Consider the following 23,688-nt stretch of genomic DNA (forward strand, 5'->3'; position numbering starts at 1 on the left):
GCACCCCGTCACTCGCGCACGTAGTACCGCAAGGCGACATACGCGGTGAGAGCGGCGAATCCGATACCGATCGGTGTGACGACCATGGCCACGGCCGCGATGTCGTCGCCGGTGATCCGCGGCAGCACCTGATCGTTGAACAGCGACCCCAGCGCCCGGTTGATCACCAGCGGCTGCGCCACGAACAGACCGCCCACGGCCAGCACCGAACCCACCAGCGCGGCCAGCACGGCTTCCAGCAGGAACGGCAACTGCGTGTACCAGCGCGTGGCGCCGACCAGCCGCATGATGCCGACCTCGGTCCGCCGGGCCAGCGCCGCGACCTGCACCATATTGGCGATCAGCATCAGGGCGGCCAGGGCCTGCAGCGCCGCCAACCCGAAGGCGGCATTGCGCAATCCGACGAAGAAGCTGACCAGTCGGTCCACGATGTCCATGTCGTTGAGCACGGTCATGACGCCGGGCCGCTTGGAGAAGTCGTCGTAGATGGACCGGTACTTGGTGACGTCGTCGAGCTTGACCCGGAACGAGGCGGGCAGGCCGTCCTTGCTCACCTCGTCGGCGAGTCCCGGCTGATCCTTGAAGGTGGTCTCCTTGACTTCCTTCACCGCGTCCGAGCTATTGATGAACTGCACGTTCGCCACATAGTCGTGCTTCTTCAGATCCGCCATGAGCGCGGCGCACGGCTGTCCGGTGCAGTCCGGATCCGTCTTCGACACCTGGTCGTCGAGGTACAGCCGGATCTCCACGCGCTGGACGTAGTAGTCCTGGATCTTGTCCGCCATGCGGACCGCGAGCAGACCGCCGCCGAGCATGGTCAGCGACACCGCGGTGGTGAGGATCATGGCGATGGTCATGGTGACGTTGCGGCGCAGGCCGGTGAAGACCTCGCTGAACAGGAATCCCGCGCGCATTATCGGCCCACCCCGTAGACGCCCATCTCGTCGTCGCGCACGATGCGTCCGCGATCGAGTTCGACCACGCGCCGACGCATCGCGTCGACGATGGTGTTGTCGTGGGTGGCCATGACCACCGTGGTTCCGGTGCGGTTGATGCGTTCGAGCAGCATCATGATGTCCTGACTGGTCTCCGGGTCGAGGTTGCCGGTCGGTTCGTCCGCCAGCAGTACCAGTGGCCGGTTCACGAAGGCGCGGGCGAGCGCGACGCGCTGCTGCTCACCACCGGACAGTTCACCGGGCAGCCGGTCGGCCTTGCCCGCGAGTCCCACCATGTCGAGTGCCTCGGGCACCGACCGATTGATGAATGCTCGCGATTTGCCGATCACCTCCAGCGCGAAGGCGACATTCTGTTCCACCGTCTTCTGCTGCAGCAGCCGGAAGTCCTGGAAGACGCAGCCGATGCGCTGGCGCAGCTTGGGAACCTTGCGCCCCGGCAGCCGGTCGACCCGGAAGTCGGCGACCCACACCTCACCGGTGGTCGGCTTCTCGTCCTTCAACAGCATCCGCATGAACGTGGACTTTCCGGAGCCCGAGGGCCCGATAACGAAGACGAACTCGCCTTTTCCGATATCGACGGAGACATTGTCCAGCGCCGGCCGCGTCGAGGTCTGATACGACTTGGTGACGTTGCGCAGGGTTATCACGGGGAGCCAGTGTAGCCAGCACGTCCGCGCGGCCGACTACACCGCGCGGACGCGGGGTCAGCGCTGCGTGTGCTCCGATGTGTTTGGCAGATAGTTGCTGAGCACGGTATTCACCATCGGCGGGGCGTTCTTGGGCTCGTGTCCGGCGGGCTTGACGACCACGTAGAGCGCGAACGTGGCGACCCACACGGCCATCAGGATCGCGGTGGACTTACGGATTCGCTTGATCGACACCGACACCCATACCCTCCCGGCGCAGTGCCGCGGCCACCCGCACACGGAGCTCGCGCCCGACTTCGAACTGTTTGCCCGGGAGCGTCCGGGCCACCATCTTGATGTTCATCTGATTGACGGTGAGATCTTCGACACCCATCACGCTGGGCTGGTCCAGCAGCAGGGCCTTGAGCTTGCGATCGGAGAACGCCTTGGCCCCGACATCGCGCAGGACTTCGTTGACCTTGTTGATGTCGGATGTGGCGGGCACCGGCACATCGATGGCGGCGCGCGCCCAATCCTTGGACAGATTGGTCACTTTCACGATCTGGCCGTTGGGAACGATGACCACTTCGCCGTCCGCGCTGCGCAAGGTGGTGATGCGCAGCGTGACGTCCTCCACCGTACCCTCGGCCTCCGCGGAGTTCCCGCTGACCGCGATCCGCACGACATCGCCGAAGCCGTACTGCCTTTCGGTGATGAGGAAGAATCCCGCGAGCAGATCCTGCACGATGCGCTGCGCGCCGAAACCCAGCGCCGCGCCCAGCACGGCGGCCGGGGCGACCAGTCCGCCCAGCTCGAATCCCAAGCGCCGCAACACTTCCAGCGAGACCAGGAAGTAGACGATGGACAACACCACCCAGGTGATCACCTGGGCCAGCGCGTGCCGATGCTTGGACGCCTCCGACCGCACCAGTGAGTCACTGCTGCGGAATCCGGCATCGATGCGCCGGGTGATCCGGTCCCGCACGTAGTTCGCGCCGCGGCTGAAGAGCATGGTGCCCACAATGAGCAGCACGATCTCCAAACCGCTGGACCGCAGCCAATTTCCGAACTCTGTATCCAATTTGCCTCCGCTCCGCTCCGGCGGTTCGCGGCCCTCGTAACCCCGGTCTTCCCTCCTCCGCTCCTCCGCTTCGCTCCCCCGCTCCGTCAGTCCAGACCGGGGCGGGCCGCGAACACCGAGGGAAGCAACAGGATCAGCCTAATTCGCCGACTGCTCTCGCATGCGCCAACGGATTCCGGCTTCGATGAAAGCATCGATGTCGCCGTCGAGCACGGCGGAGGGGTTGTTGACCTCGTAGTTGGTGCGCAGATCCTTGACCATCTGGTACGGGTGCAGCACGTAGGAGCGCATCTGGTTGCCCCAGGAGGCGCCCTCGTTGGTCTTGAGCGCGTCCATCTGGGCGCGCTCTTCCTGCCGCTTGCGCTCGAGCAGCTTGGCCTGCAGCACGCGCATGGCCGAGATCTTGTTCTGCAGCTGCGACTTCTCGTTCTGGCAGGTGACCACGATGCCGGTCGGGATGTGGGTCAGGCGGACCGCGGAGTCGGTGGTGTTGACCGACTGGCCGCCCGGGCCCGAGGAGCGGTACACGTCGACGCGGACCTCGCCCTCGGGGATCTCGATGTGGTCGGTGGTCTCGACGACGGGCAGCACCTCGACCTCGGCGAAGGAGGTCTGGCGGCGGCCCTGGTTGTCGAACGGGCTGATACGGACCAGTCGGTGCGTACCCATTTCGACCGACAGCGTGCCGTACGCGTAGGGCACCTTCACCGCGAAGGTCGCCGACTTGATGCCCGCCTCTTCCGCATAGGAGGTGTCGTAGATCTCGACCGGGTACTTGTGCCCCTCGGCCCAGCGCACGTACATGCGCATCAGCATCTGCGCCCAGTCCGCGGCGTCCACGCCGCCCGCGCCGGAACGAATGTTGACCAGCGCCTCACGCTTGTCGTACTCGCCCGAGAGCAGCGTCCGGACCTCCATCGCCTCGACGTCGGTGTGCAGGCTGGCCCGCTCGGCGTCGGCGTCGGCCAGCGCCGCGACCTGGTCCGCGCCTTCCTCGGCTTCGGCGAGCTCGTAGAGCACCGGCAGGTCCTCGAGCCGCTGCCGCAGGTCGCGCACCCGCCGCAGTTCGGCCTGGGCGTGCGACAACTCGCTGGTCACGCTCTGCGCGTGCTCCTGGTTGTTCCACAGCTCCGGGTCGGCCGCCTGGTGTTCCAGCTCGTCGATGCGGCGAGCGAGCTCGTCGATATCGAGCACCGACTCGATGGTCTTCAGAGTGGTGTCGAGTTCGGCCAGATCAGCGGAGACGTCAGGATGCACGGTGTTCAAATCTACCGTCCCGCCGCACCGCGCCCTAACTTCGGCGGGTGCGGGGGTGCGTGGTTCAGCCCGCGACCGCCCGCAGACCGCCGGGGCGGCGGCCGACGAGCCGGTCGAGGGCGGTCGCGGTGGCGTCGTCGGCGGGGAGATAGACGATGAGGGTCTGGTCGTCGTCCGCGGAGAAGTGCAGGGTCTCGTAGGCCAGGCGCAGCGACCCGGCCTCGGGGTGTTCGAGGCGGCCGACGCCATTGGTGTCGGGCAGGCCGGGGATGGTGTCGAGCCGGTCGGTGAATTCGGAGCCGAGGGTCTCGGCGAGTTCGTCGAACAGGGCGTTCACGTGTGGGTCGGCGCGGCCGGGTCCCTGTTTGAGGGTGGCGACCACCTTGTCCGCCTTGTGTTCCCAGTCGGGGTAGAACTCGCGGGCGCGCGGGTCGGACAGCACGTAGCGGGCGTAGTTGCCGGGCAGTCCGTCGTCGAGCATGCCGATCGGTCCGAACAGGGCGCGGTAGCCGTCGGTCACGGCGAGGATCTCGGTGAGGCGGTTCATGACCGCGGCGGGCGCGGGTTCGAGCTGATCCAGCATGGCCTGCACGGCCGGGCGGATGCGGCGGTTGGGTCCGGATGCGCCGCGGCAGTTGAAGTTCGGATCCCCCGCCTTCGCGAAACCGAGCAGGTGCACGCGCTGCGCGGGGGTCAGTCGGAGCGCATCGGACAGCGCGATCAGCACCGGTGACGACGGATGCCGGTCGCGACCCTGCTCGAGCCGGGTCAGGTATTCCACGGAAACACCCGCGAGCGTGGCCAATTCGGCCCGGCGCAGTCCGGGCGTGCGCCGCCGCGGACCGGTCGGCAGGCCCACCTCCGCGGGTGTGACGGCCTCGCGGCGCAGGCGCAGGAACAGTCCCAGCTCGTTCTCACTCACGTTTTCGACGGTAACAACCGGGGCGGCCACTGAGGGTGTCCCTGCCACTACCACCCTCAGCGTGGTCTCCCTACCGGTCTTGCGAACTCGCAGAGTTGATCCCGAGCGGCCGACCGGCCGCACCGGATCCCCCAAGGAGACCATCATGACCAGCACGTCCCTGCGCCTCGCGGTGATCATCGGCAGCGTTCGGGAAGGACGCTTCGGACCGGTGGTGGCCGACTGGTTCGCCGCGCGGGCCCGCGTCCACGGCGCGTTCGAGGTGGATGTGATCGATCTGGCCGACTACAACCTGCCGCACGAACTGCCCGCGATCCCGATGGCGATGGAACCGAATCCGGCCCGCCCCGGCAATGGCGACGAGCTGGCCGCGCGGCTGGCGGCGGCGGACGCGTTCGTGGTCGTCACGCCCGACATCAATCGCAGCTTCCCGTCGTCGCTCAAGACGGCTATCGATTGGCATGTCACCGAATGGGATCGCAAGACGGTCGGATTCGTCGGCTACAGCGGCGGGTCGGGCGGGCTGCTGGCGATCGAGGGTCTGCGCGCGGTGTTCAACGAGTTGAACGCCCACACGGTGCGAAACTACCTCTCCTTCTCCCGCTACTACCTGCTGTTCGACCAGTCCGGCACATTGATCGAACCCGCCGAGTACGAGGAAGCCGCCGACCGCCTGCTGACCCAGCTGCACTGGTGGGCAACAGCGCTCAACACCGCCCGCCAGGCCCCCATCCCCGCCTGACCCGTCGAGCGGCACACCATGGAGGGAAAATCGGGCAAATCTCCGCACTGGTGTGCCACTCGGTGTTCGGGACGTGAGACACCCGGTGTTAACGGGGGAGGACTAACGTGCTCGGGGTGACCGGATACTCCGCTGACCTGGAACTTGCGCTGAGGCTGGCCGACGCGGCCGATGTGATCACCCGTGAGCGGTTCGGGGCGCTCGACTTGAAGATCGATTCGAAACCGGATCTGACGCCGGTGTCGGACGCGGATCTGGCGGTCGAGCGGATGGTCCGGGAGGTGCTCGCGGCCGAGCGCCCCGACGATCTGGTGCTCGGCGAGGAATTCGGCGGGGACGCCGAGTTCACCGGGCGGCAGTGGGTGATCGATCCGATCGACGGGACCAAGAACTTCGTGCGCGGCGTGCCGGTGTGGGCCTCGCTCATCTCGCTGCTCGAGGACGGCGTGCCGGTGGTGGGCGTGGTGAGTGCGCCCGGTCTGTCGCGGCGCTGGTGGGCGGCGTCGGGCCACGGTGCGTGGAGCACCTTCGAAAAGGGTGAACCCAAGGCGATTTCGGTGTCGGCGATCGCGGAGCTGGGGGCGTCCAGCCTGGCGATCTCGAGCCTGTCCGGCTGGCGGGCGATCGGCCGCCGCGCCAAGCTCATCGCGCTCACCGACGAGGTGTGGCGGGTGCGCGGATACGGCGACTTCTACGGCTACGCGCTGCTGGCCGAGGGTGCGGTGGACATCGTCACCGAGCCGGAGCTGTCGCTGTGGGACATGGCCGCGCTCGACATTCTGATTCGCGAGGCGGGCGGCACCTTCACGTCACTCGACGGCAATCCCGGACCGCACGGCGGCAGCGCGGTGGCGACCAATTCGCATCTGCAGGACCAGGTTCTGGCGGCACTGCAGGCCTGATCGGAGAAATTCGAGGGGTACCCGGCGCGGGCTGCGGTCCCGCTGCCGGGCGCGTCACTGCGCCCGCTCATGCCGGCGTGGCGACGCCTGGGGGGTCATCAGCCCAGCGGAACGCAGACCGAACCGAGGTCGAGGAACGGGCCGCCGGGGATGGACGAGCCCACGCCGACCGAGCCGAGGCCGATCTCGGTGCCGACGCCGGTGCTGCACCCGCTGGTGCCCGAGCCGGTGCCGATGCCGGAGCCGGTGATGCCGATGTCGATGTTCTGCAGCGGCACTTCGGCATTCGCGGCGGGGGCGGTGAGGAAGAGACCGGCGGCGATGAAGCCGACCGTTCCGAGCGCGATCTTCATTATGTACGAGCCTCCATCAGGATCGGGTTATGCGCCGACACCTTAGCCCAGCTCGCCGTCGTTTGAAGTGTGTTTGTTTCACTAGATCCGGGTTACGTCATAGTCATGTTCGAGCCACCGCTCTGACCTCGTGATTCGACAACACTCGACGACAGTTCTTACTCTGAAGTAAGATAGTCTTACTCAGGAGTAAGATTGCTGGGCAGGATCACCCACCTCCTCGATAGAAACTTGGTGATTATGAGCACTCGAGACACCGCAACGAAGCGGGATACCTCCGCCGTTGGCCTCAACCCGGTCAAACGCGACTGGATGGGCGCGGCGATGCGGGTCATGACGACCATCACGGGGTCCGACCTGGCCGAGAAGTACAACCTGCGCAAGCCGATCGAGCGTCTCACCTATGAGGGCACCAAGACCGGATTCCGCACTCTCGGTGCCGCGACCCGCGCGTTCGAGAAGGTCGCCGGCGGTGGCGCTCCGAAGCGTCTGCCCGCCAACGAGTCTCGTAAGAAGGACTACTTCGACCTGACCCCGACCGACGAGCAGCAGATGATCGTCGAGACGGTGCGCGACTTCGCCGGCGAGATCCTGCGCCCGGCCGCGTACGAGGCCGACAACTCGGCCAAGGCGCCGCGCGACCTGCTGGAGCGGGCCGCCGAGCTGGGCGTCACGCTGATCAACGTGCCCGAGGAGCTCGAGGGCGCGGCCTCCGAGCGCGGCGCGGTCACCAATTCGCTGGTCGCCGAGGCGCTGGCGTACGGCGACATGGGCCTGGCGCTGCCGATCCTGGCGCCGAGCGGTGTCGCGGTCGCGCTGTCGCAGTGGGGCACCGACGCGCAGCAGAAGAGCTACCTGGGCGCCTACGCCGGCGAGAACGTGCCGCAGTCCTCGGTGGTCATCGCCGAGCCGCAGGCGCTGTTCGACCCGTTCGCGCTGAAGACCAAGGCCACCCGCTCCCCCAGCGGTTTCCGCCTCAATGGTGTGAAGACCCTGGTCCCGGCCGCCGGTGACGCCGAGCTGTTCATCGTCGCCGCCGAGCTGGACGGCCGCCCGACCTTCTTCATCGTCGAGTCCGACACCGAGGGCCTGGTGATCGAGGCGGACCCGAGCATGGGTATGCGGGCCGCGGGTCTGGGTCGCCTGATCCTGAACAATGTCGCGGTTCCGGCCACCGCCCTGCTGGGCGACTCCGAGGGTGCCGTCCGCGCCGAGGAGTACGCCGACGCCGTGCGGCTGGCTCGTCTGGGCTGGGCCTCGCTGGCCATCGGTACCGGTCAGGCCGTGCTGGACTACGTGATTCCGTATGTGAAGGAGCGGGAGGCGTTCGGTGAGCCGATCGCGCACCGGCAGGCGGTCGCGTTCATGGTCGCGAACATGGCGATCGAGCTGGACGGTCTTCGTCTCGTGACACTGCGCGGTGCGTCGCGCGCCGAGCAGGGTCTGTCCTTCGCCCGCGAGGCCGCGCTGGCCAAGAAGCTGGCCACCGACAAGGGCATGCAGATCGGCCTCGACGGCGTGCAGCTGCTCGGCGGCCACGGCTTCACCAAGGAACACCCGGTCGAGCGCTGGTACCGCGATCTGCGCGGTGTGGGCGTCGCCGAGGGCGTCGTCCTCCTCTGACCCGACTTCTCAACGGAGAGACCACTCATGATCAATCTCGAACTCCCCAAGAAGCTGCGGGCCAGCGCCAACCAGGCCCACCAGGTCGCGCAGGAGATCTTCCGTCCCGCGTCGCGCAAGTACGACCTGGCCGAGCACGAATACCCGGTCGAGCTGGACACCATGGCCGCCATGGTCGAGGGCCTGTCCGACTCCGGTTCCGCCGATGTCTCGGGCGCCACCGGCGGCCGTAAGGCCGGCGAGTCCACCGAAGGTGACAAGCACGCCACCGAGCTGCTCGGAAACACCAACGGCGGCAATATGTCCGCGCTGATGAACGCCCTCGAGACTTCCTGGGGCGACGTCGGCCTGATGCTGTCGATCCCCTACCAGGGTCTGGGCAACGCCGCCATCGCCGCGGTCGCCACCGACGAGCAGCTGGCGCGTTTCGGCAAGGTGTGGGCCGCCATGGCCATCACCGAGCCGTCCTTCGGCTCGGACTCCGCGGCGGTCACCGCCACCGCCACCCTCGACGGTGACGAGTGGGTCCTCAACGGCACCAAGATCTTCGTGACCGCGGGCTCGCGCGCCACCCACATCGTGGTGTGGGCGTCGGTGGACCGGTCCCTGGGCCGCGCCGCCATCAAGTCCTTCGTGGTTCCCCGTGATGCCAAGGGCCTCACCGTGTCCCGCCTCGAGCACAAGCTCGGCATCAAGGCGTCCGACACCGCCGAGATCCGCTTCGAGGACTGCCGCATCCCGAAGGACAACATCCTCGGTTCCCCGGAAGTCAACGTGGAGAAGGGTTTCGCGGGCGTCATGCAGACGTTCGACAACACCCGCCCCCTCGTGGCCGCCATGGCGGTCGGCGTCGGCCGCGCCGCCCTCGAGGAACTCCGCACGGTGCTGACCGACGCGGGCGTCGAGATCTCCTACGACACCCCCGCCAACAACCAGCACGCCGCCGCCGCGGAATTCCTCCGCCTGGAAGCGGATTGGGAAGCGGCCTACCTCCTCTCCCTCCGCGCCGCGTGGATGGCCGACAACAAGAAGCCCAACTCCCTCGAGGCGTCGATGTCCAAGGCCAAGGCCGGCCGCATGGGCACCGACGTCACCCTCAAGGCAGTCGAGCTGGCCGGCGCCACGGGTTACTCCCAGCGCACCCTCCTGGAGAAGTGGGGCCGCGACTCGAAGATCCTCGACATCTTCGAAGGCACCCAGCAGATCCAGCAGCTCATCGTGGCGCGCCGCGTGCTCGGGCTGGGCAGCGACAAGCTGAAGTAGGTACTGGCACAACGAAACCCCGGTGCATGGCCCAACGGCCCCGCACCGGGGTTCTGCTTTTGAACACCGGCTATGTGCCGTCCAGCGGCGAGGGCGGAGAGCACGACCGAGACGGGCCCCTCGTTCGCGGATAGCTCTGTTCCGGCGATACGGCGATCAGCTCGAGCCTTCCTGAGATCGACGCCGGAATTCCGCTGTTCTCGAGATGCGTGAGGTCGGGAACGATTACGGCCTCGGCATCGAGCCGCGTCGCCTGTGCCTTCAACCGCGCCAGAGGCGGACGGCCGCTCAACGGGTCGTACACGATGATCGCGGCAAGATCAAAACCCAAGTGCGAGGCCGTCTGACGTATCCGACTCTCATCCCATAGCTGGACGATCCCGGACACATCTGTCCTCAGATATCCCAATGCCGTTGGCCTGTAACGCATTACTCCCCCTTACAGTCGCCGTCATCGCCGTCGCCGTCATCGCCACATCCGAACCACTCGAGATAGGCCCCGGCCTCCTCGTCGTCCTCGCTCCCATAAGCCTCGATTTCCAAGATGCCGCCGGGAAATACGAAGAGCCTTGTCTGTCCAGCCACTTCAGCCTCCATCCACCCTGATAGGAGTGGTTCTATAGAAGCATCATCAGACCGATAGATCAATAGGGCCGGTTCTATTAGCTGGTCCTAGGAGCTACTCAAGTTAGGGCTACTCTTAAACTTGTGCAGTTCGCACCAACGCGGCGAGGGAGCCCCTGAGCGACATGAGCGGATACCGGGAAGTAGCGGACCACCTGCGCGAAGGCATCAAGCGGGGCGAATACCCATCTGGATCAACACTTCCCAAGCAGGATGTGCTGGCAGATCGCTACGGAGTCAACATCAAGACGGTTCGTCAGGCGGTCGGCATGCTCGAGGCCGAAGGGCTGGTGACCGCGATCCGAAGGCGTGGCACCGTCGTTCGGGAACAACCACCGCTGCAGCGCTTGGGCGTCGAGCGCTACTCGAAGAAGAAGTGGAAGTACGGCGACACTGTCGCGTTCATGGCCGACCGTGAGGCTTCCGGTCGGCCATGGCAGCGGACGGATCAGACACAACGCGTCACCCTTGTCGAAGCGGATCCGGAAGTAGCGGAAGCCTATCGGCTACAACCTGGTTCGCACGTGTACGAGCGCGCCCGTACTGTTCGGAATGCCGGTCGCCCAACACACGTGCTCACCAGCTACTACCTTCCGGAGACGGTTGAAGGCACACCGCTGGTCGACCCGACACCCGGCCCCGCCGGTCCCGGTGGGGGTTTCGCGGTCCTCACGTTGCAGGGCTACGAGCCGGACCACATGTCCGAGACGATCTTCGCGCGGATGCCGACCCCCGATGAGACCAAGACCTTGGAACTGCCTGCGGGCGAACCGGTGATGATCCTGACGCGACGTACGTACACCGCGAACGATGTCCTGATCGAGTTCGCGCGGGGCGTCCACGCGGCCTCTCGCTTTTCATGGACCTACGATTTCAAGCTTCCCGAATAGAGGACCTGCCGATGCCAACGACGATCCTGCCCGCCCAGCACCGCTCAGACGTCGAGATCCTCTGGGACTACAACCAAATGCATCACGATCCGCGGCCGGTCGATCTCGGTATCGGCCTGGGGGGCCACGACATCGGAGTCGCCACCTACGCGGCTGACCTCTACCGGGCAGGCATGCTCCCGCTCATCGTGTTTACCGGCGCGAATGCACCCACCACCGTGGACCGGTTTCCCCGGGGCGAAGCGGTCCACTTCCGTGAACGCGCAATCGGGCTCGGCGTGCCGACCGAATCCATCCTGATCGAGCCCAAGGCGACGAACACGGGCGACAACATCGATTTCACTCGAGCCCTGCTCGACGAGCATGGCCTGCTGGACTCGATCAAATCCGTCGTGCTGATCTCCCGCCCGTACCAGCAGCGACGCAGCTTCGCGATCTGCCGCAAACGATGGCCTGAGGTCGAGGTGGTCTGCGGATCACTCCCACTTGCCCTCGACGACTACGTAGCCAGCATCGGAGACGTGGATCGCGTGATCAACATGCTTGTCGGCGATACCCAACGAATCTGGGTCTACCCGGAAAGAGGCTGGGCCATCGAGCAAGAGGTCCCCAGCGAAGTCCGGAAGGCGTATGCCAACCTGGTCGAGGCCGGATTCACCCGCCGTCTGCTCCCCGGATAGCAGCACCCGGCGGCCCAGCCCAATCGTGCTGTGACCTGGTCCGGCAGCAGTACGCTGCGCCCTATGGGCCGACGTATCGACTACCACCGGGATCCGAACGCACCCACCGCGAACAGCGTCCGACCGAGTGCCGGCGCATTCGTCCGCCGCGGCGATGAAGTCCTCCTGATCTGCCGCTCCGACAATGGCAACTGGTCCATGCCGGGCGGCGCTCACGATCCAGGAGAATCGCTGAGCCGCACAGCTGTCCGCGAGACCCAGGAGGAGACCGGCGTCGATGTCCGGCTGACCGGCATTGTCGGAATCTTCACCGACCCGACGCACGTCATCCACTACACCAGCAATGACGAAGTGCGGCAGGAGTTCACCATCATCTACCGCGCCGAGGCCATCGGCGGCGAGCCGACCACAAGTAGCGAGAGCACTCACGTGGAATGGGTTCCCGTGGAACAGATTCCGACACTGAGAATGGATCCGAGCCAGCGCAAGCGGATCGACTGGGGCCTCACGGAATCCGAGCCCTACCTCGATCCCGAGGACCTCTGAACAGACCCGCAGAACAGCGGATCCAAGCCGCATCGGTGCTCATCTGGCCACTCGCGTGGGAGGGCGCTCGCGACCCGTTGCCGAAACTGGCTATACAGACTCAAGGGCGGCGGCCTACCGGCCGCCGCCGCCACGCCGCGGCGTCCTCGCTGCGGGCCCTCCCTGCGGCGCCGGTACGTCGGCCACGACCGTCCGGCCACTCGCCCCGAGCCCTCGAACAGCCATCCGCGCAACTACTTCGGGAGCTGAGCGCGAAGGCCCGGCTCAACCTGCGTATGCGGTGGTCCTGCCTCCTCATCGGCCCATTGTCTCGCTCCACTCGGACGAGTAAGGGCGCTCCTACGTCGCGTCGCTCCGCGATGCCTACGGCGCCCTTGACACGCCCTTCCTCCACTGAGGGCAGCCGGTATGAGGAAGCGGCGAAGAAAGTCGCCAAATTCGATAATCGTGCTGAAACTGGCCTACTCCGAGCCTCTCCCCCGGGCAATAAGCTCATCGATAAGCCTGTGTACCCTCTGGATCTCCGAATCCAGCTCCGCGGCATTAGCGACCGCTCGACCATGTATCAGTTCGTTTCGAGTGCGTCGCGCATGATCTAAACTGCCACGCAAGTCTGCATCGATAATTCCAGCCTTTAAGAGATGGGCGATAATTGCCGCCGGATTCCGATGCCCCCAATCAGAGCCAGCCAGGACGCCAAGTACTTCTTCCAGCCGCCGCCACTCAATTACATAGTTTCCGAAAAGTCTACGAGTATCAGCATCTTCGTCATATTCGACAGTCTGCACCCGAACTTCAGAAAGGATTCTCTGATATAGATCAGTGTGCTCAGGATGTTGAGCCAAGATTGCATCCACGATCTGTTCAGAGAGCGCCCTCTCTTCAAGATTTCCATGCAGGGAGGTCAGGTATGGCTGCAGAGTCTCCGGAGTGTTCAGATCCAGTCTGCAAATGAATACGTAGAGAACATCCACACGGCCGAGGCCGATGTCAATTATCTCCTGATCAACTCTCTCCCGCTTCAATAGATAGGTCGCAAGCTCATAGCGATTAGAGAATGGACGAGAAGAGTTTTCCACTCTCCGCTCCCCAGCTCTCTGAAGCAGTTCAAGCGCGACCTCACCAGCATGTACGAGCCCACTCAGTTGATCCAGAGATGCACGCTCGTCTTCAGAAAGTTCTCCATTCACGGGCTTATAGGAGAGGTCGTGTTCGACCTCCGACCAAGCATGCATCAGCACTGAAGCGACTTGTATCTCAATTTTTGCTTCGGAGTATCTCTTGTCTGCATCCGGAAGAGGATCGGACTTCAATTTGACACGATAGTGCAGCGCCGAATATCCCGGGAACCGCTTCTTTTCTGACGGCTCTGGAGGATTGATAATCTCACGTCGAACATCCGTCTGATCGAATAAGTCATCAATCATCTTGTCAACCTGCTCAGATTCCGTTGGAAAATAGAGAGCCACACGGACGCCTGCGAGATCGGCTATATCGGCAGTGATATCAGCGAATGTTCCATATCGTCCATCTTGATTTCGCTTCCGGCATTTATCCTTCAACCGATCAATCGCTTTAGCTCGACTAGTGACGATGCATCTGATGCCAGCAGAGCTCAAACGCTGTTCCAGAGATTCTCGAGCTAGCCTCGCGGCACGCTCATAGAAATCAATCTCCCTAGTATATTGAGCGACGAATTCATCGATGATATCCAACGAATACCCCTGCATTTATGACTCTGTAGTTATTCCGCGACAGCACGGCTGTCTGTCCACCTTAGTGCCTGTTCGGCAATTGGGCTGCACGTTCGTCACCCGACGGCACCACTACCCGCACCTACCACGGCACAACCTAGTAGAACCACACCTCCGCGGTTCCGGAACACGTGTCTCGGACCTCCTGCCGACCGGCACGCCCTCGTGGACGCCAAGCTTTACAAGCCAGCCCGCCACCAGGCCGTAGAAGTACGGAACCTGGGCGGAGCCAGGTAGATGTCGAGGGAAGTCCTAACCCAGCTCAAAGGTCCTATTCGGAACATCTCTTGAGGTCAGGGGGATCGGCTGCAAGATCCTACATCTTCGAGGGCACCCAGCAGATCCAGCAGCTCATCGTCGCCCGCCGCGTGCTGGGGCTGTCCAGCGACAAGCTGAAGTAAGTTCCGGCACAACGGAAAACCGGTGCGCGCCACGCAAGTGGCCCGCACCGGATTTTTCGTTTCAGCGCGATGGGCCCTGTCGGCTAGGTTGATTCCGAACACTGCAGGCGCTGCAGTCTCCCGGGTCGAGGAGCGGACATGAGCGGTGAGCCGAACGTCATCGGCGAGATCCTGGTGACCTCCCGATCGCTTGCCGAGTACCAAGCCATGTTCGGGTTGTCCGACGCCGACTTGCGCGCGTCCATCCTGGACTGCCCTGCCGGAGCCGCCGGATTCGTCGCCGAAATCAATTCCCGTGGAGGCGATGCGCTCGCGTGCGATCCCGTCTACGCCGAGCGCGACCCCACGGAAACCACCGCGCTCGCGCTCGCGGACATCGACCGCGCGAACCAGTACCTGCGCAGCCATGCCGACCAGTACGCGTGGACCTTCTTCACCGACCCCGAACATCATCGGCAGTCCCGCTCGGAGGCCGCACGCCGCTTCGGCGCCGATATCGCCGCCCACCCGGCCCGCTACATCGCGGCAGCCCTCCCCAACCTCCCCTTCGCCGATGCCAGCTTCGATCTGGTCCTCAGCTCCCACTTCCTGTTCAGCTACGCAGACCGTCTCGACCTGAACTTCCACCTACGCGCAATCCTCGAGCTGATCCGAGTAAGCCGCCGCGAAGTCCGCATCTTCCCCCTCACCCCCATGGGCGCACCCCACCTCTACCGAGAACTCCCCACCCTCATCGACAGCTTGACTGAGGCCGGAATCACTACGGCGATAAAGGATGTCGGCTACGAGTTCCAGCGCTTCGGAACGCAAATGCTCGTCTGCACCCGCGAAGGAACGGAGTGACCGACCCGCCGGGCGTTGCGGGGTGGCGGCACTATCCGAAGAAGCCCAGCATTCGCGCGGTCAGCTGTTCGGGCTGTTCCTCGGGTACGAAATGGCCGCAGTCCGGCAAACTTTCGAGCCGCATGGCGTCGGCGAAGGCGTGGTAACTGTGCGGGATTCCGCGGCAGAGTGGGTCCCGGGCGCCGTTGAGGTGCAGCGTGGGGACCCTTGGCCGCAGTGACCGGTAGTTCCGCAAGAAGTACGGGACCTCGCGCAGCACGACGTTGCGATTGAACGCGACTGTTGCGGCGTATGCGGCGGGGGTGTGCATGCGCTTCTGATAGACCGCGATCTCGTCGGGGGTGAACTGTCCACGATGTCGCCATGCGTGGAGGCTGCGTTTACTGATCCAGTCCTGCAATATGCGCGAATCACCCTGCAATGCAAGTAGATACACATGCCATGGACTGATGATGGCGGCTGGTCGGACGTCGTCACCGGTCCACGGGTGAACACCGGCCAGGGCGACGAACTGCTCGAACCGCTCGGGGTGGTCGAGACAGGCACGATACCCCGTCACCAGACCCCAGTCGCGGCCGACGATCCGGGTCCGGGGCAGCTGCAGGTGATCCATCAAGTCGATCACGTCCTGCGCCATCCGCTGGAAGGTAAATCCGTCGGCCCGTCCCTCGGACCAACCCAGCCCGCGCAGGTCGGGACAGATGACGCGATAGCGCCGGGACAGCGGGCCGATGACGTGGCGCCACTCCCACCAGTGCTGCGGCCACCCGTGCAACAGGATCAGCGGTTCACCGGCACCCGCCTCCGCGTAATGGATGCGCAGGCCGTCGATCTGCACAAAATGGTGCTGCACGTCGGCATCGAGTCGTTGGTCGGGTAGTTCCGCCTCTAGGTGCGAGGAAGGGCTTCGGCTCGGCGGCGGATCTCGATCATGTGGTTACGTGGTGTCCACGCATCACGCCATTCCGGTACGGCGATAGTCGGCTCGGCGACACCCAGGTCGCCTCGGGCGGCGACACTGAATTCCTTGCGCAGACGGTATGACTCGCGAACGATCAACAACCAATCCGTGTCACCGGCAAGCTCGCCGTAGGCGAACCATTCCAATGTCCATGTGCACCTGTTGAGTTCGTCGCCGATCGCCACTGCCGCCGGACTGCCGAGCAGTTGCACCTCCTGCCACCGCTGGGTCCGCTCACGCTCGAGCTCGCCCAGCTGAACCAGCGCTTCCTGCAATGACATACCGTGCGGATCAGCCTCACCGGCCCGCAAGCGAACCATGCGCGCGGCCATGGTGTGCATAGCCCTGGTGACGATGAGATAGTCCGAGTACGCCTGCAGCCGACGTTCATCCCAACGGGCGGCCTTGCTCCGAACCCACTTCGATCGTTCGTTCACGTATGACGCCAGAAAGGTGATCGCGCCACCGATCACCACCCCGCTCAGCGTGCCGAGCAACTGCGATAACACTCCCAAATACTATCCGCGACAACGAATCCGTCGCGGGGCGTACAGCTCTCAACTTTGCTTGGCGCGCGTTCAGGCGGATGGAAGCTCGAACCGGTGCGCGTTACCCAGGAGACGCCCACCGGCCGGTGATTCCATGACGGAACTAGAGTCCGAGCGCCTTCAGCACGTTGCCGACAACCGGGAGAGAGTCGGCGCTGCCGGTACTCGTCGGCTCAGCCGTGACGTTCACCGCCAGGGTTGCGGTCGGCGGACGGGAGCCGGGCCATCCTGCACCGCTGGCACAGCCATACGCTTCGATGGTGTGGGATCCGAGAGTGGTTGGCGTCCACTGCACAGTCGCCAGCAGGTTCGAACCCGCTGCGATGTTGTCTCCGCCGAGGAGCTGGCTCGCGTCTGTCGCCGAGTAAGGATCCAGATCGATCGCCACGGCGAGGGTGCCCTGCACCTGGCAGTGCACCGTGATCGTGTAGGTGTGATTGACGATGAGGTTGGTGCCCCCGGCCACGGTGATCGACGTCGGCGCTGTGTCTGCCGCTGCGATACCTGCTCCGAATACACCGGCGATCGCCAGCGCCGACGCGACTCCCCCGCCGATCAAACGGCCGCGTGTTGTCGTGCTCATTATTCTCCTGTATCTCCTTAGCCCAGGTAAGGGCCGCCGCAGACTAGCACCGGAGGAATCTCGGCGGGGCCTATCAGTTGGGGGCTGTATCCGTCAGCGAATCGGTTGCGCTACACAGATCGGGTGAAGGTGGCCGATGACGCCGTTCACCACGTGATACGTTGCCCGCGTTTGCTTTCGGGAGCCACGCGGGAGTGGCGTCGGCTCCTCGGGTTTCGGGGAGGGTCCTGTGGGTTTCGGTGCTGCTATCAAGAGTGTTCTGTCGAATTACGCCACGTTTAGGGGGCGGGCCCGGCGTAGCGAATTCTGGTGGTTCGCGCTGTTCTTCTTGCTGATCATCTTTGGTGTGGCCGGCGTCAACATCGCCCTGGCCGACCCTGACGGCGGCGGAACATCCGTGCTGGCCACCGTTCATGGGCTCGTCGTGCTTGCACTTATCGTGCCCTCCTTGGCCGTCCGGGTACGTCGCCTGCACGACGCCGAATTCTCCGGCTGGTGGATCCTCATCGCCTTCATCCCCTTCATAGGCATGCTCACCCTGCTCGTCCTCTCCCTCATCGACGGCACCCACGGCCCCAACAAATACGGCCCCGACCCGAAGAACCGCACACCCCAGGACCTCGGCCCCTTGGCCTACTCCTGACGCAATCGCATGGATACTCGCCTGATGGCTAATCGCTGGGTCGGGGTGACGATCGATTGCGTTGATGTGCAACAGGTTGCCTCCTTTTGGAGTGCGCTGTTGGACCGTCCGCAGGGGCCGTCGGAACCTGGTTGGATTTACCTCGGACATTCTGATGATCCGGAGCCGCGGCTGGTCTTTCAGCCTGTGAGCGAACACAAGTACGGCAAGGTGCGCCTTCATCTCGATGTGGCGGTGGATGATGTCGAGCAGGGGATGGCGCAGGTGATCGCGCTCGGGGGCAGGTACACGGGTGAGCGGCACGATCATGATGGCGGAGTGGTCGTTGTGATGGCCGATCCTGAGGGGCACGAATTCTGTTTGGTCCAGTACTTCTGAATCACAGCCACGTTGATCGGCCCTTGCCGCTTCGGTGGAGGTGGGGACAATGGGGGCATGGTCGATCTCGTGCTGGTTCGGGGGGATATCACCGAGCAGGACGTTGATGCCGTGGTGAATGCGGCGAATTCTTCGCTGCTCGGGGGTGGGGGTGTTGACGGGGCCATTCATCGGAAGGGGGGTCCGGCGATTCTGGCCGCGTGTCGGGAATTGCGGGCGTCGCGGTACGGGAAGGGGCTGGCGACCGGGGCGGCTGTTGCGACGACCGGTGGGAATCTGCCGGCGCGGTGGGTGATTCACACGGTGGGGCCGGTGTGGTCGGCGCAGGACGACCGCTCGGAGCTGCTGGCGTCGTGCTATCGCGAATCGCTTCGGGTGGCCGATGAGCTGGGTGCGCGGACGGTGGCGTTCCCGGCTATCTCGACCGGCATTTTCGGGTGGCCGATGGATGACGGTGCCCGGATCGCGATCGAGACGGTGCGAGCGGCCGACACCGCGGTGCGGGAAGTGCGTTTCGTGCTGTTCAGCCAGAATGCTCACGACTCTTTCACCAGCGCACGCGGGTCATCGGCCGGGTAGTGCGGCGATCGGAGCCGCGGCTGGTCTTTCGCTCGAAAGGCTTCAGTCGAGGCAGAATTCGTTGCCCTCTATGTCCTGCATGACCAGGCATGACTCGTTGACGTCGTCGGCACGCAGCAAGTGCAGGCGGCGGGCGCCGAGGGCGACCAGTCTTGCGCATTCGGTCTCGAGAGCGGCTACGCGCTCCTCGCCCACGAGGCCGGTGCCGACGCGCACGTCGAGGTGCAGACGATTCTTGACGAGCTTCTCTTCGGGCACACGTTGGAAGTACAAGCGCGGGCCTATGCCTGAGGGGTCGACACAGGCCGAATCCTGCTGCTCGTATCCCAGTACCTGGCACCAGAAATGGGCGAGCCGCGCGGGGTCCGCGCAGTCGAAGGTGACTTGGATTGTTCTGACGGACGCCATCGGCGCTCCTAACGGGGGTCTCGGCGCATGCACCAGGTGCGGAGGCCGTTGTCGGCGAGCATGATGTCGGCGGTTACTTCGAAGCCCAGGTGTTGGTAGAAGCGGACGTTGGCCTCGCTGGAGGTTTCCAGGAAGGCTGGGTAGCCGGCTCGGGCGGCTGCTTCGAGGCCTGGGCGGAGGACTGCGGTGCCGAGGCCTCGGCTCTGGTGTTCGGGGGCCACGGCGACGGTGTGGAGCATCCATGCCGGGTCATGGGGGCGGTAGGGCTCGATGGCCGCTTCGGAGGCGGCGGCTGCTTCGGACCGGTTGCCGATGAGGTCGGACAGTTCGGCGGCGAGGTCGGCGAATGCGGGCGTGGGGTCCTGGTCGGGGGTGGACCAGGCGGCGACGGCGTAGCCGTCATCGGCGATCCAGACCTTGCCGTAGAGCATCGCTATGCGGGTGAGGCACAGTTCCTGGTAGCGGCGGATTCGTTCCAGGTGATTGTCGGCGTCGATCACGTACCGGGTGTAGGGATAGTCGGCGAACGCGCGGGCCAGGGTGTCGACCGCGGTGGGGACGTCGGCGTCGGTGATCAGCCGTACGGTGTTCGTCGATGAGGTCATGTCCTGCCAACGAGCGCCTCGGTGATCTCGTTCCGACCGGTTGAGGAGGCGGGGATCGATCAGATTCCGGAGCCGGTGATTCGGAGTTGCGAGTTCACGTACTCGACTCGGAGCCAGCGTTTCTCGGTCTGGGTTTTGCCGGTCGTGTAGGTATAGGTGAGGGTGGCGGTGCTGGTTCGGTAGTCGGTGTTGGTGATGGAGCCGACTTGAACCGTGGTGACGGTGGACCAGAACTTGGTGTAGCCGGAGTAGCCGCCGCTCTGGGATTGGTAGGACGAGGAGAGCTGGGCCCAGGCTGATTCGGTGCCTGACGGCAGTTGGGCGTAGTAGCTGCGGATGAAGCTGGCGATCTGGTCCGCGGAGGGGCCCTTCGATTCCTGTTTGCCCACATCCTTTCCGGATCCCACTTCATTGCCGTTGCCGGTGACGACGATGGTGGTGTCCGCCGGCTTGTCGGACCCGGCGCCGAAATGAATGTTGCCGAAGGCTCCCGCCGCGATGAAAGCCGCGGCGATGGTGGCGGCGGCGCCGATGACGGCTACTGCGATCGCTACGCCTGCCCGTTCGGACATGCGCGCCTCCCCTGGTCGATCACGCATTGTGGCCGCTCGAGCGGAGCGGCAGGATCAGGATACTGCTGGTATTCAATCGATCACAGGGAATTCTCGAGGTTCGGTAGCGGTCGGGCGACCAGGTGAAATAGGAGGAACCGGTGGCGCGGGCGCGGAGCGTCGGTTGCCGAAATATGATCTGCGCGGATAGGTTTCGGCGGTGCGCGGATTCAGTAGGCGAATGCTATTGGGGGCGGGGGCTCTTACGGCGGGTGTGTTGATCCCGGCGGGGGTCGGCCGGGCCGGGGTGCCGGTGGTGGGGCCCGCGTTCGACGCGCAGTACCGGGCGGTCACCAGAGTGGCCGGCGGGCGCTGGCATTGCCTGGTGACCGATCTGGGGTCGGGGACGCCGGTGCCGGTCGTGGAGGAGGACGCCGACTTCGTGATCGAGGGCGCCAGCGTGCAGAAGCTGGCGGTGATGGCGGCCCTCATGAGCGAGGTCGACGCGGGTCGGGTGAAGCTGTCGGACACCACGACTCTGGACGCCGATATCATCGCCGAGGGCAGCGGGCTGTATCTGAACCAGGCCGCGTTCGGGGATCAGCTGACCGTCGCGAATCTGCTGACCACGATGTTGCAGGTGTCGGACAACACCGCGGTGCGGCTGCTGTCGCGGTTCGTGCCGGGTGATCAGGTCAACGAGACGCTGGATCGGCTGGGGTTCAAGCAGACTCGCGTGGAGCCGCTGCCCGGGGAGAGCCGCTTCTATCTGGGCGTCACCACGGCGCGCGAGAACAACGACCTGTTGTACCGGCTGGCCTCGGGGACGCTGCTGTCGAAGGAGTCGACGCAGGCGGTGCTGCGGATCATGACGTGGTCCTCGGTCGGCTACACCGACGGTGTCCGGCGCAATATGTCGTCGGACGAGCGGGCCCGTTTCGCCGTCAAACACGGTGCGTCCGACGACAAACGGCACGAAACGGGCGTCATGTTCGACGCGGCCGGGGCCCCGTCGGTGGTGTTCTCGTTCTTCGCCGATCAGGCTCCCGACGCCGACAATTACGGGGCCACGAATCCGGTGGTGGAAGCGCACGCCGCGCTGGGACGGTCGTTGCTCGACACGTACACGCATCTGTCGCCGTTGCAGGCGTTCATCGATCCGAAGAAGATCGCGGCGGGCGGGCACTGAGCGGGACGCTCAGCCCGCCAACATGTTTCGCATGGCGGTGAACACCTCGGACGCGCCGCCCAGCGACCAGCCGCCGTCGACGGGGATGATCGCGCCGTTGACGTAGGCGGCGTAGGGCGAGGCCAGCCACAGGCAGCAGTCGGCGATCTCCTGGGCGGTGCCGTAGCGGCCCATGGGCACCGATCCGGTCACCATATCGGCCATCTGGGGTGTGGGCGCCAGCCGCGCCATGCCCTCGGTGTCCTCGATCGGCCCCGGCACCACCGCGTTGACCCGGATGCCGTGGTGCCCCCATTCGAGCGCCGCGCATCGGGTGAGCATGTCGACGCCCGCCTTGGCCGCGCACGCGTGCGCCTGCATCGCCATCGGAAGGGTCGACTGCGGCGCGGAGATGGTGATGACCGACGCCCCGGGCGCGCGCAGATGCTCGCGGCCGGCGCGCAGCACATTGAAGGTGCCCTTCAGATCGATGTCCACGACCGCCGCGAACGCGCCCGCCGACATGGTGTCCGCCGCGGCGGGGAAGTTCCCGGCGGCCCCGGAGACCAGCACGTCCAGTTCCCCGAGTTCCCCGCAGATGGCGGCGATCCCCTGCTCCACCCCCTCGTAGTCGCGGACGTCGGCGGCGAAGCCGAGCACGGTGCCCCCGCTCTCCCCGATCGAGTCGACGGCGGCGCGCACCTTGTCCGGTGAGCGCGACAGCACCCCCACCGAGGCCCCCGCCCGCGCGAACGCGCGAGCCACGCCGAGATTGATTCCGCTGGTGCCACCGGCCACGAACACCGTCCGGCCGGAGTAGTCGAAGAGGTCGCTCATCTCCTGATTCTGCGGCGATTCCCCCGCTCCGGGGTCGGGTTCACGCGGTTCGATGCAGGCTCGCGACCGGTTCGGGCCGAGATCCTCGTCGAGCTCGAGCCCGGTCAGGCGGCGGCGAAGCGGACCGCCAATTGGGTGCGGCTGGTGCACGCGGTCTCGGCCAGCACCCGGCTGAGGTGTTTCTTCACGGTATCCACACCGATGAACAGCCGTTCGGAGATCTGCCGGTTGGTCAGCCCGCGCGCGGCCAGGTCGGCGACCTCCCATTCGCGCGGGGTGAGCTGCCAGGTGGCGGTGGCGGCCCGCCGTTCGCGGTCGCGGGCGAGCTGTTCGCCGACCAGCGGCGCGAGGTGGCGGCGCAGCGCGTGCAGCAGCGCCACATCGCGTTCGGGCACGCTCGGCGACTCCGCGACCGCCATGCCCACGCACAGCACTCCCGCGGGTCCGCCGTCGACCAGCATGGCCGCCTTGTCGGTGATTCCGTTGGGGTGCAGGAACTCCGCGCGGAACGTGTCGGACCCCGGCACCTCGCTGAGCCGGATGACGCCGCGGGCGCGCAGCAGGTCGGGGACCAGCGCGTTGCGCAGCGGGTCCACCGCCGCCCAGCGTGCGGCGTAGTCGGCCATGAATGCCGCCGTGTATCCACCCTGCACGCCGCAGCCTTCACGGATCGCCTCGTCGAGCGTATCCCCGTGCAGCACAGCGACTCCGACGAATCCGAACCAGCTCTGCAGGGCGAGCACCAGCCGTTCCCGGAACTCGCTCAGGTCCACGGCCCGGTCGACGGCTTCCAGCACGCCGATCAGCCGCCGGTGATCCTCGGCGGTCAGCGGTTCGCCGTCGGGCAACGGCCGGGGGCGGCGGTGCGGATCGAGCAGGGCTCCAGTCACTCCAGCCATTTTCCACCTTTGGGCCATACCGGGCGATGCCGCGCGCCGCGACACTGGACGCGACCGCCCCGGGT

General features: G+C 65.3%; 28 protein-coding genes and 2 pseudogenes. 13 read left to right on the forward strand and 17 right to left on the reverse strand.

The window, feature by feature from the left end:
- Positions 1-8 precede the first annotated feature (8 nt).
- From ftsX to ABZ382_RS10610, 6 genes are all read right to left on the reverse strand, one after another.
- A complete protein-coding gene (gene ftsX / locus ABZ382_RS10585; protein ID WP_357086623.1) occupies positions 9-914 on the reverse strand; it encodes a permease-like cell division protein FtsX in 906 nt (301 codons plus the stop codon).
- On the reverse strand, positions 914-1,603 hold the full coding sequence (gene ftsE / locus ABZ382_RS10590) for a cell division ATP-binding protein FtsE (RefSeq protein ID WP_357086625.1): 690 nt from the start codon (positions 1,601-1,603) through the stop codon (positions 914-916). The genes ftsX and ftsE overlap by 1 nt, the downstream gene beginning before the upstream one ends.
- Positions 1,604-1,660: 57 nt before the next feature.
- Entirely contained in the window at positions 1,661-1,837 is a 177-nt protein-coding gene (locus ABZ382_RS10595; protein ID WP_357086627.1) for a hypothetical protein, read from the reverse strand.
- Positions 1,815-2,663: a mechanosensitive ion channel family protein gene (locus tag ABZ382_RS10600; protein WP_357086629.1), complete on the reverse strand. Its 849-nt coding sequence runs from the start codon at positions 2,661-2,663 to the stop codon at positions 1,815-1,817. The genes ABZ382_RS10595 and ABZ382_RS10600 overlap by 23 nt, the downstream gene beginning before the upstream one ends.
- A gap of 138 nt (positions 2,664-2,801) precedes the next feature.
- The gene (gene prfB / locus ABZ382_RS10605; protein ID WP_357086631.1) at positions 2,802-3,920 is read right to left on the reverse strand and encodes a peptide chain release factor 2; all 1,119 of its coding nucleotides are present in this window, start codon (positions 3,918-3,920) and stop codon (positions 2,802-2,804) included.
- A 64-nt stretch (positions 3,921-3,984) separates the two neighbouring features.
- Positions 3,985-4,842 carry a helix-turn-helix transcriptional regulator gene (locus tag ABZ382_RS10610; protein WP_357086633.1) on the reverse strand — a complete coding sequence of 286 codons (858 nt, stop codon included), beginning with the start codon at positions 4,840-4,842 and terminating at the stop codon, positions 3,985-3,987.
- A gap of 142 nt (positions 4,843-4,984) precedes the next feature.
- Between ABZ382_RS10610 and ABZ382_RS10615 the strand changes: the two genes are divergently transcribed.
- A complete protein-coding gene (locus tag ABZ382_RS10615) occupies positions 4,985-5,584 on the forward strand; it encodes an NAD(P)H-dependent oxidoreductase (RefSeq protein WP_357087328.1) in 600 nt (199 codons plus the stop codon).
- A gap of 116 nt (positions 5,585-5,700) precedes the next feature.
- Positions 5,701-6,486: a histidinol-phosphatase gene (gene hisN / locus ABZ382_RS10620; protein WP_357086635.1), complete on the forward strand. Its 786-nt coding sequence runs from the start codon at positions 5,701-5,703 to the stop codon at positions 6,484-6,486.
- Between the two features lie 98 nt (positions 6,487-6,584).
- Here the strand turns inward: hisN and ABZ382_RS10625 are convergent, their stop codons facing one another.
- A complete protein-coding gene (locus tag ABZ382_RS10625; protein ID WP_357086637.1) occupies positions 6,585-6,839 on the reverse strand; it encodes a hypothetical protein in 255 nt (84 codons plus the stop codon).
- Positions 6,840-7,079: 240 nt separating this feature from the next.
- Here ABZ382_RS10625 and ABZ382_RS10630 point away from each other — a divergent pair, with 240 nt between their 5' ends.
- Both ABZ382_RS10630 and ABZ382_RS10635 read left to right on the forward strand, forming a co-directional pair.
- The gene (locus tag ABZ382_RS10630) at positions 7,080-8,462 is read left to right on the forward strand and encodes an acyl-CoA dehydrogenase family protein (RefSeq protein WP_357086639.1); all 1,383 of its coding nucleotides are present in this window, start codon (positions 7,080-7,082) and stop codon (positions 8,460-8,462) included.
- 27 nt (positions 8,463-8,489) lie between these two features.
- Positions 8,490-9,725 carry an acyl-CoA dehydrogenase family protein gene (locus tag ABZ382_RS10635; RefSeq protein WP_357086641.1) on the forward strand — a complete coding sequence of 412 codons (1,236 nt, stop codon included), beginning with the start codon at positions 8,490-8,492 and terminating at the stop codon, positions 9,723-9,725.
- Positions 9,726-10,154: 429 nt separating this feature from the next.
- Here ABZ382_RS10635 and ABZ382_RS10640 read toward each other — a convergent pair whose 3' ends face one another.
- Positions 10,155-10,310: a hypothetical protein gene (locus ABZ382_RS10640; protein WP_357086643.1), complete on the reverse strand. Its 156-nt coding sequence runs from the start codon at positions 10,308-10,310 to the stop codon at positions 10,155-10,157.
- A gap of 164 nt (positions 10,311-10,474) precedes the next feature.
- Here ABZ382_RS10640 and ABZ382_RS10645 point away from each other — a divergent pair, with 164 nt between their 5' ends.
- From ABZ382_RS10645 to ABZ382_RS10655, 3 genes are all read left to right on the forward strand, one after another.
- Positions 10,475-11,239, forward strand: coding sequence for a GntR family transcriptional regulator (locus ABZ382_RS10645; RefSeq protein WP_357086645.1), 765 nt, complete (start codon positions 10,475-10,477; stop codon positions 11,237-11,239).
- Between the two features lie 11 nt (positions 11,240-11,250).
- The gene (locus tag ABZ382_RS10650; RefSeq protein WP_357086647.1) at positions 11,251-11,919 is read left to right on the forward strand and encodes a YdcF family protein; all 669 of its coding nucleotides are present in this window, start codon (positions 11,251-11,253) and stop codon (positions 11,917-11,919) included.
- Between the two features lie 63 nt (positions 11,920-11,982).
- Positions 11,983-12,465, forward strand: a complete 483-nt coding sequence (locus ABZ382_RS10655; protein WP_357086649.1) for an NUDIX domain-containing protein — start codon at positions 11,983-11,985, stop codon at positions 12,463-12,465.
- Between the two features lie 461 nt (positions 12,466-12,926).
- On the opposite strand, the gene ABZ382_RS10660 is transcribed toward ABZ382_RS10655, so the two are convergent.
- Positions 12,927-14,180 (reverse strand): RelA/SpoT domain-containing protein, encoded by a 1,254-nt coding sequence (locus tag ABZ382_RS10660; protein WP_357086651.1) that lies wholly within the window; start codon positions 14,178-14,180, stop codon positions 12,927-12,929.
- A gap of 359 nt (positions 14,181-14,539) precedes the next feature.
- Here ABZ382_RS10660 and ABZ382_RS10665 point away from each other — a divergent pair.
- Together ABZ382_RS10665 and ABZ382_RS10670 are read left to right on the forward strand one after the other, a co-directional pair.
- Positions 14,540-14,620, forward strand: a pseudogene (locus tag ABZ382_RS10665) (hypothetical protein); the annotation flags it as partial.
- A gap of 138 nt (positions 14,621-14,758) precedes the next feature.
- Positions 14,759-15,463: a methyltransferase domain-containing protein gene (locus ABZ382_RS10670; protein WP_357086653.1), complete on the forward strand. Its 705-nt coding sequence runs from the start codon at positions 14,759-14,761 to the stop codon at positions 15,461-15,463.
- 31 nt (positions 15,464-15,494) lie between these two features.
- Here ABZ382_RS10670 and ABZ382_RS10675 read toward each other — a convergent pair.
- The 3 genes and pseudogenes from ABZ382_RS10675 to ABZ382_RS10685 form a co-directional block, all read right to left on the reverse strand.
- A pseudogene (locus ABZ382_RS10675) lies at positions 15,495-16,319 on the reverse strand (alpha/beta hydrolase); the annotation flags it as partial.
- 32 nt (positions 16,320-16,351) lie between these two features.
- Positions 16,352-16,933, reverse strand: a complete 582-nt coding sequence (locus ABZ382_RS10680; protein ID WP_357086655.1) for a hypothetical protein — start codon at positions 16,931-16,933, stop codon at positions 16,352-16,354.
- Between the two features lie 142 nt (positions 16,934-17,075).
- A complete protein-coding gene (locus ABZ382_RS10685; protein ID WP_357086657.1) occupies positions 17,076-17,555 on the reverse strand; it encodes a hypothetical protein in 480 nt (159 codons plus the stop codon).
- Between the two features lie 229 nt (positions 17,556-17,784).
- Here ABZ382_RS10685 and ABZ382_RS10690 point away from each other — a divergent pair, with 229 nt between their 5' ends.
- Genes ABZ382_RS10690 through ABZ382_RS10700 form a run of 3 tightly spaced genes read left to right on the forward strand, consistent with a single transcriptional unit; the run spans position 17,785 to position 19,155 of the window.
- The gene (locus ABZ382_RS10690) at positions 17,785-18,198 is read left to right on the forward strand and encodes a DUF805 domain-containing protein (protein ID WP_357086659.1); all 414 of its coding nucleotides are present in this window, start codon (positions 17,785-17,787) and stop codon (positions 18,196-18,198) included.
- Positions 18,199-18,222: 24 nt separating this feature from the next.
- Entirely contained in the window at positions 18,223-18,576 is a 354-nt protein-coding gene (locus ABZ382_RS10695; protein ID WP_357086660.1) for a VOC family protein, read from the forward strand.
- 57 nt (positions 18,577-18,633) lie between these two features.
- Complete coding sequence (locus ABZ382_RS10700) at positions 18,634-19,155, forward strand: O-acetyl-ADP-ribose deacetylase (protein ID WP_357086662.1); 522 nt, start codon at positions 18,634-18,636, stop codon at positions 19,153-19,155.
- 42 nt (positions 19,156-19,197) lie between these two features.
- Here ABZ382_RS10700 and ABZ382_RS10705 read toward each other — a convergent pair whose 3' ends face one another.
- From ABZ382_RS10705 to ABZ382_RS10715, 3 genes are read right to left on the reverse strand one after another with little or no spacing between them, the layout of a single operon-like run.
- Entirely contained in the window at positions 19,198-19,563 is a 366-nt protein-coding gene (locus ABZ382_RS10705) for a VOC family protein (protein ID WP_357086664.1), read from the reverse strand.
- Positions 19,564-19,571: 8 nt separating this feature from the next.
- Positions 19,572-20,168, reverse strand: a complete 597-nt coding sequence (locus ABZ382_RS10710) for a GNAT family N-acetyltransferase (protein ID WP_357086666.1) — start codon at positions 20,166-20,168, stop codon at positions 19,572-19,574.
- A gap of 59 nt (positions 20,169-20,227) precedes the next feature.
- Entirely contained in the window at positions 20,228-20,740 is a 513-nt protein-coding gene (locus ABZ382_RS10715; RefSeq protein WP_357086668.1) for a hypothetical protein, read from the reverse strand.
- A gap of 220 nt (positions 20,741-20,960) precedes the next feature.
- Between ABZ382_RS10715 and ABZ382_RS10720 the strand changes: the two genes are divergently transcribed.
- Complete coding sequence (locus ABZ382_RS10720) at positions 20,961-21,908, forward strand: serine hydrolase (protein WP_357086670.1); 948 nt, start codon at positions 20,961-20,963, stop codon at positions 21,906-21,908.
- A gap of 9 nt (positions 21,909-21,917) precedes the next feature.
- Here ABZ382_RS10720 and ABZ382_RS10725 read toward each other — a convergent pair whose 3' ends face one another.
- Positions 21,918-22,724, reverse strand: a complete 807-nt coding sequence (locus tag ABZ382_RS10725) for an SDR family oxidoreductase (RefSeq protein WP_357086672.1) — start codon at positions 22,722-22,724, stop codon at positions 21,918-21,920.
- 104 nt (positions 22,725-22,828) lie between these two features.
- Positions 22,829-23,623, reverse strand: coding sequence for a helix-turn-helix transcriptional regulator (locus tag ABZ382_RS10730; protein ID WP_357086674.1), 795 nt, complete (start codon positions 23,621-23,623; stop codon positions 22,829-22,831).
- Between the last annotated feature and the right edge of the window lie 65 nt (positions 23,624-23,688).

It is taken from the genome of Nocardia sp. NPDC005825, assembly GCF_040630175.1.
In the GTDB taxonomy this organism is placed as follows: domain Bacteria; phylum Actinomycetota; class Actinomycetes; order Mycobacteriales; family Mycobacteriaceae; genus Nocardia.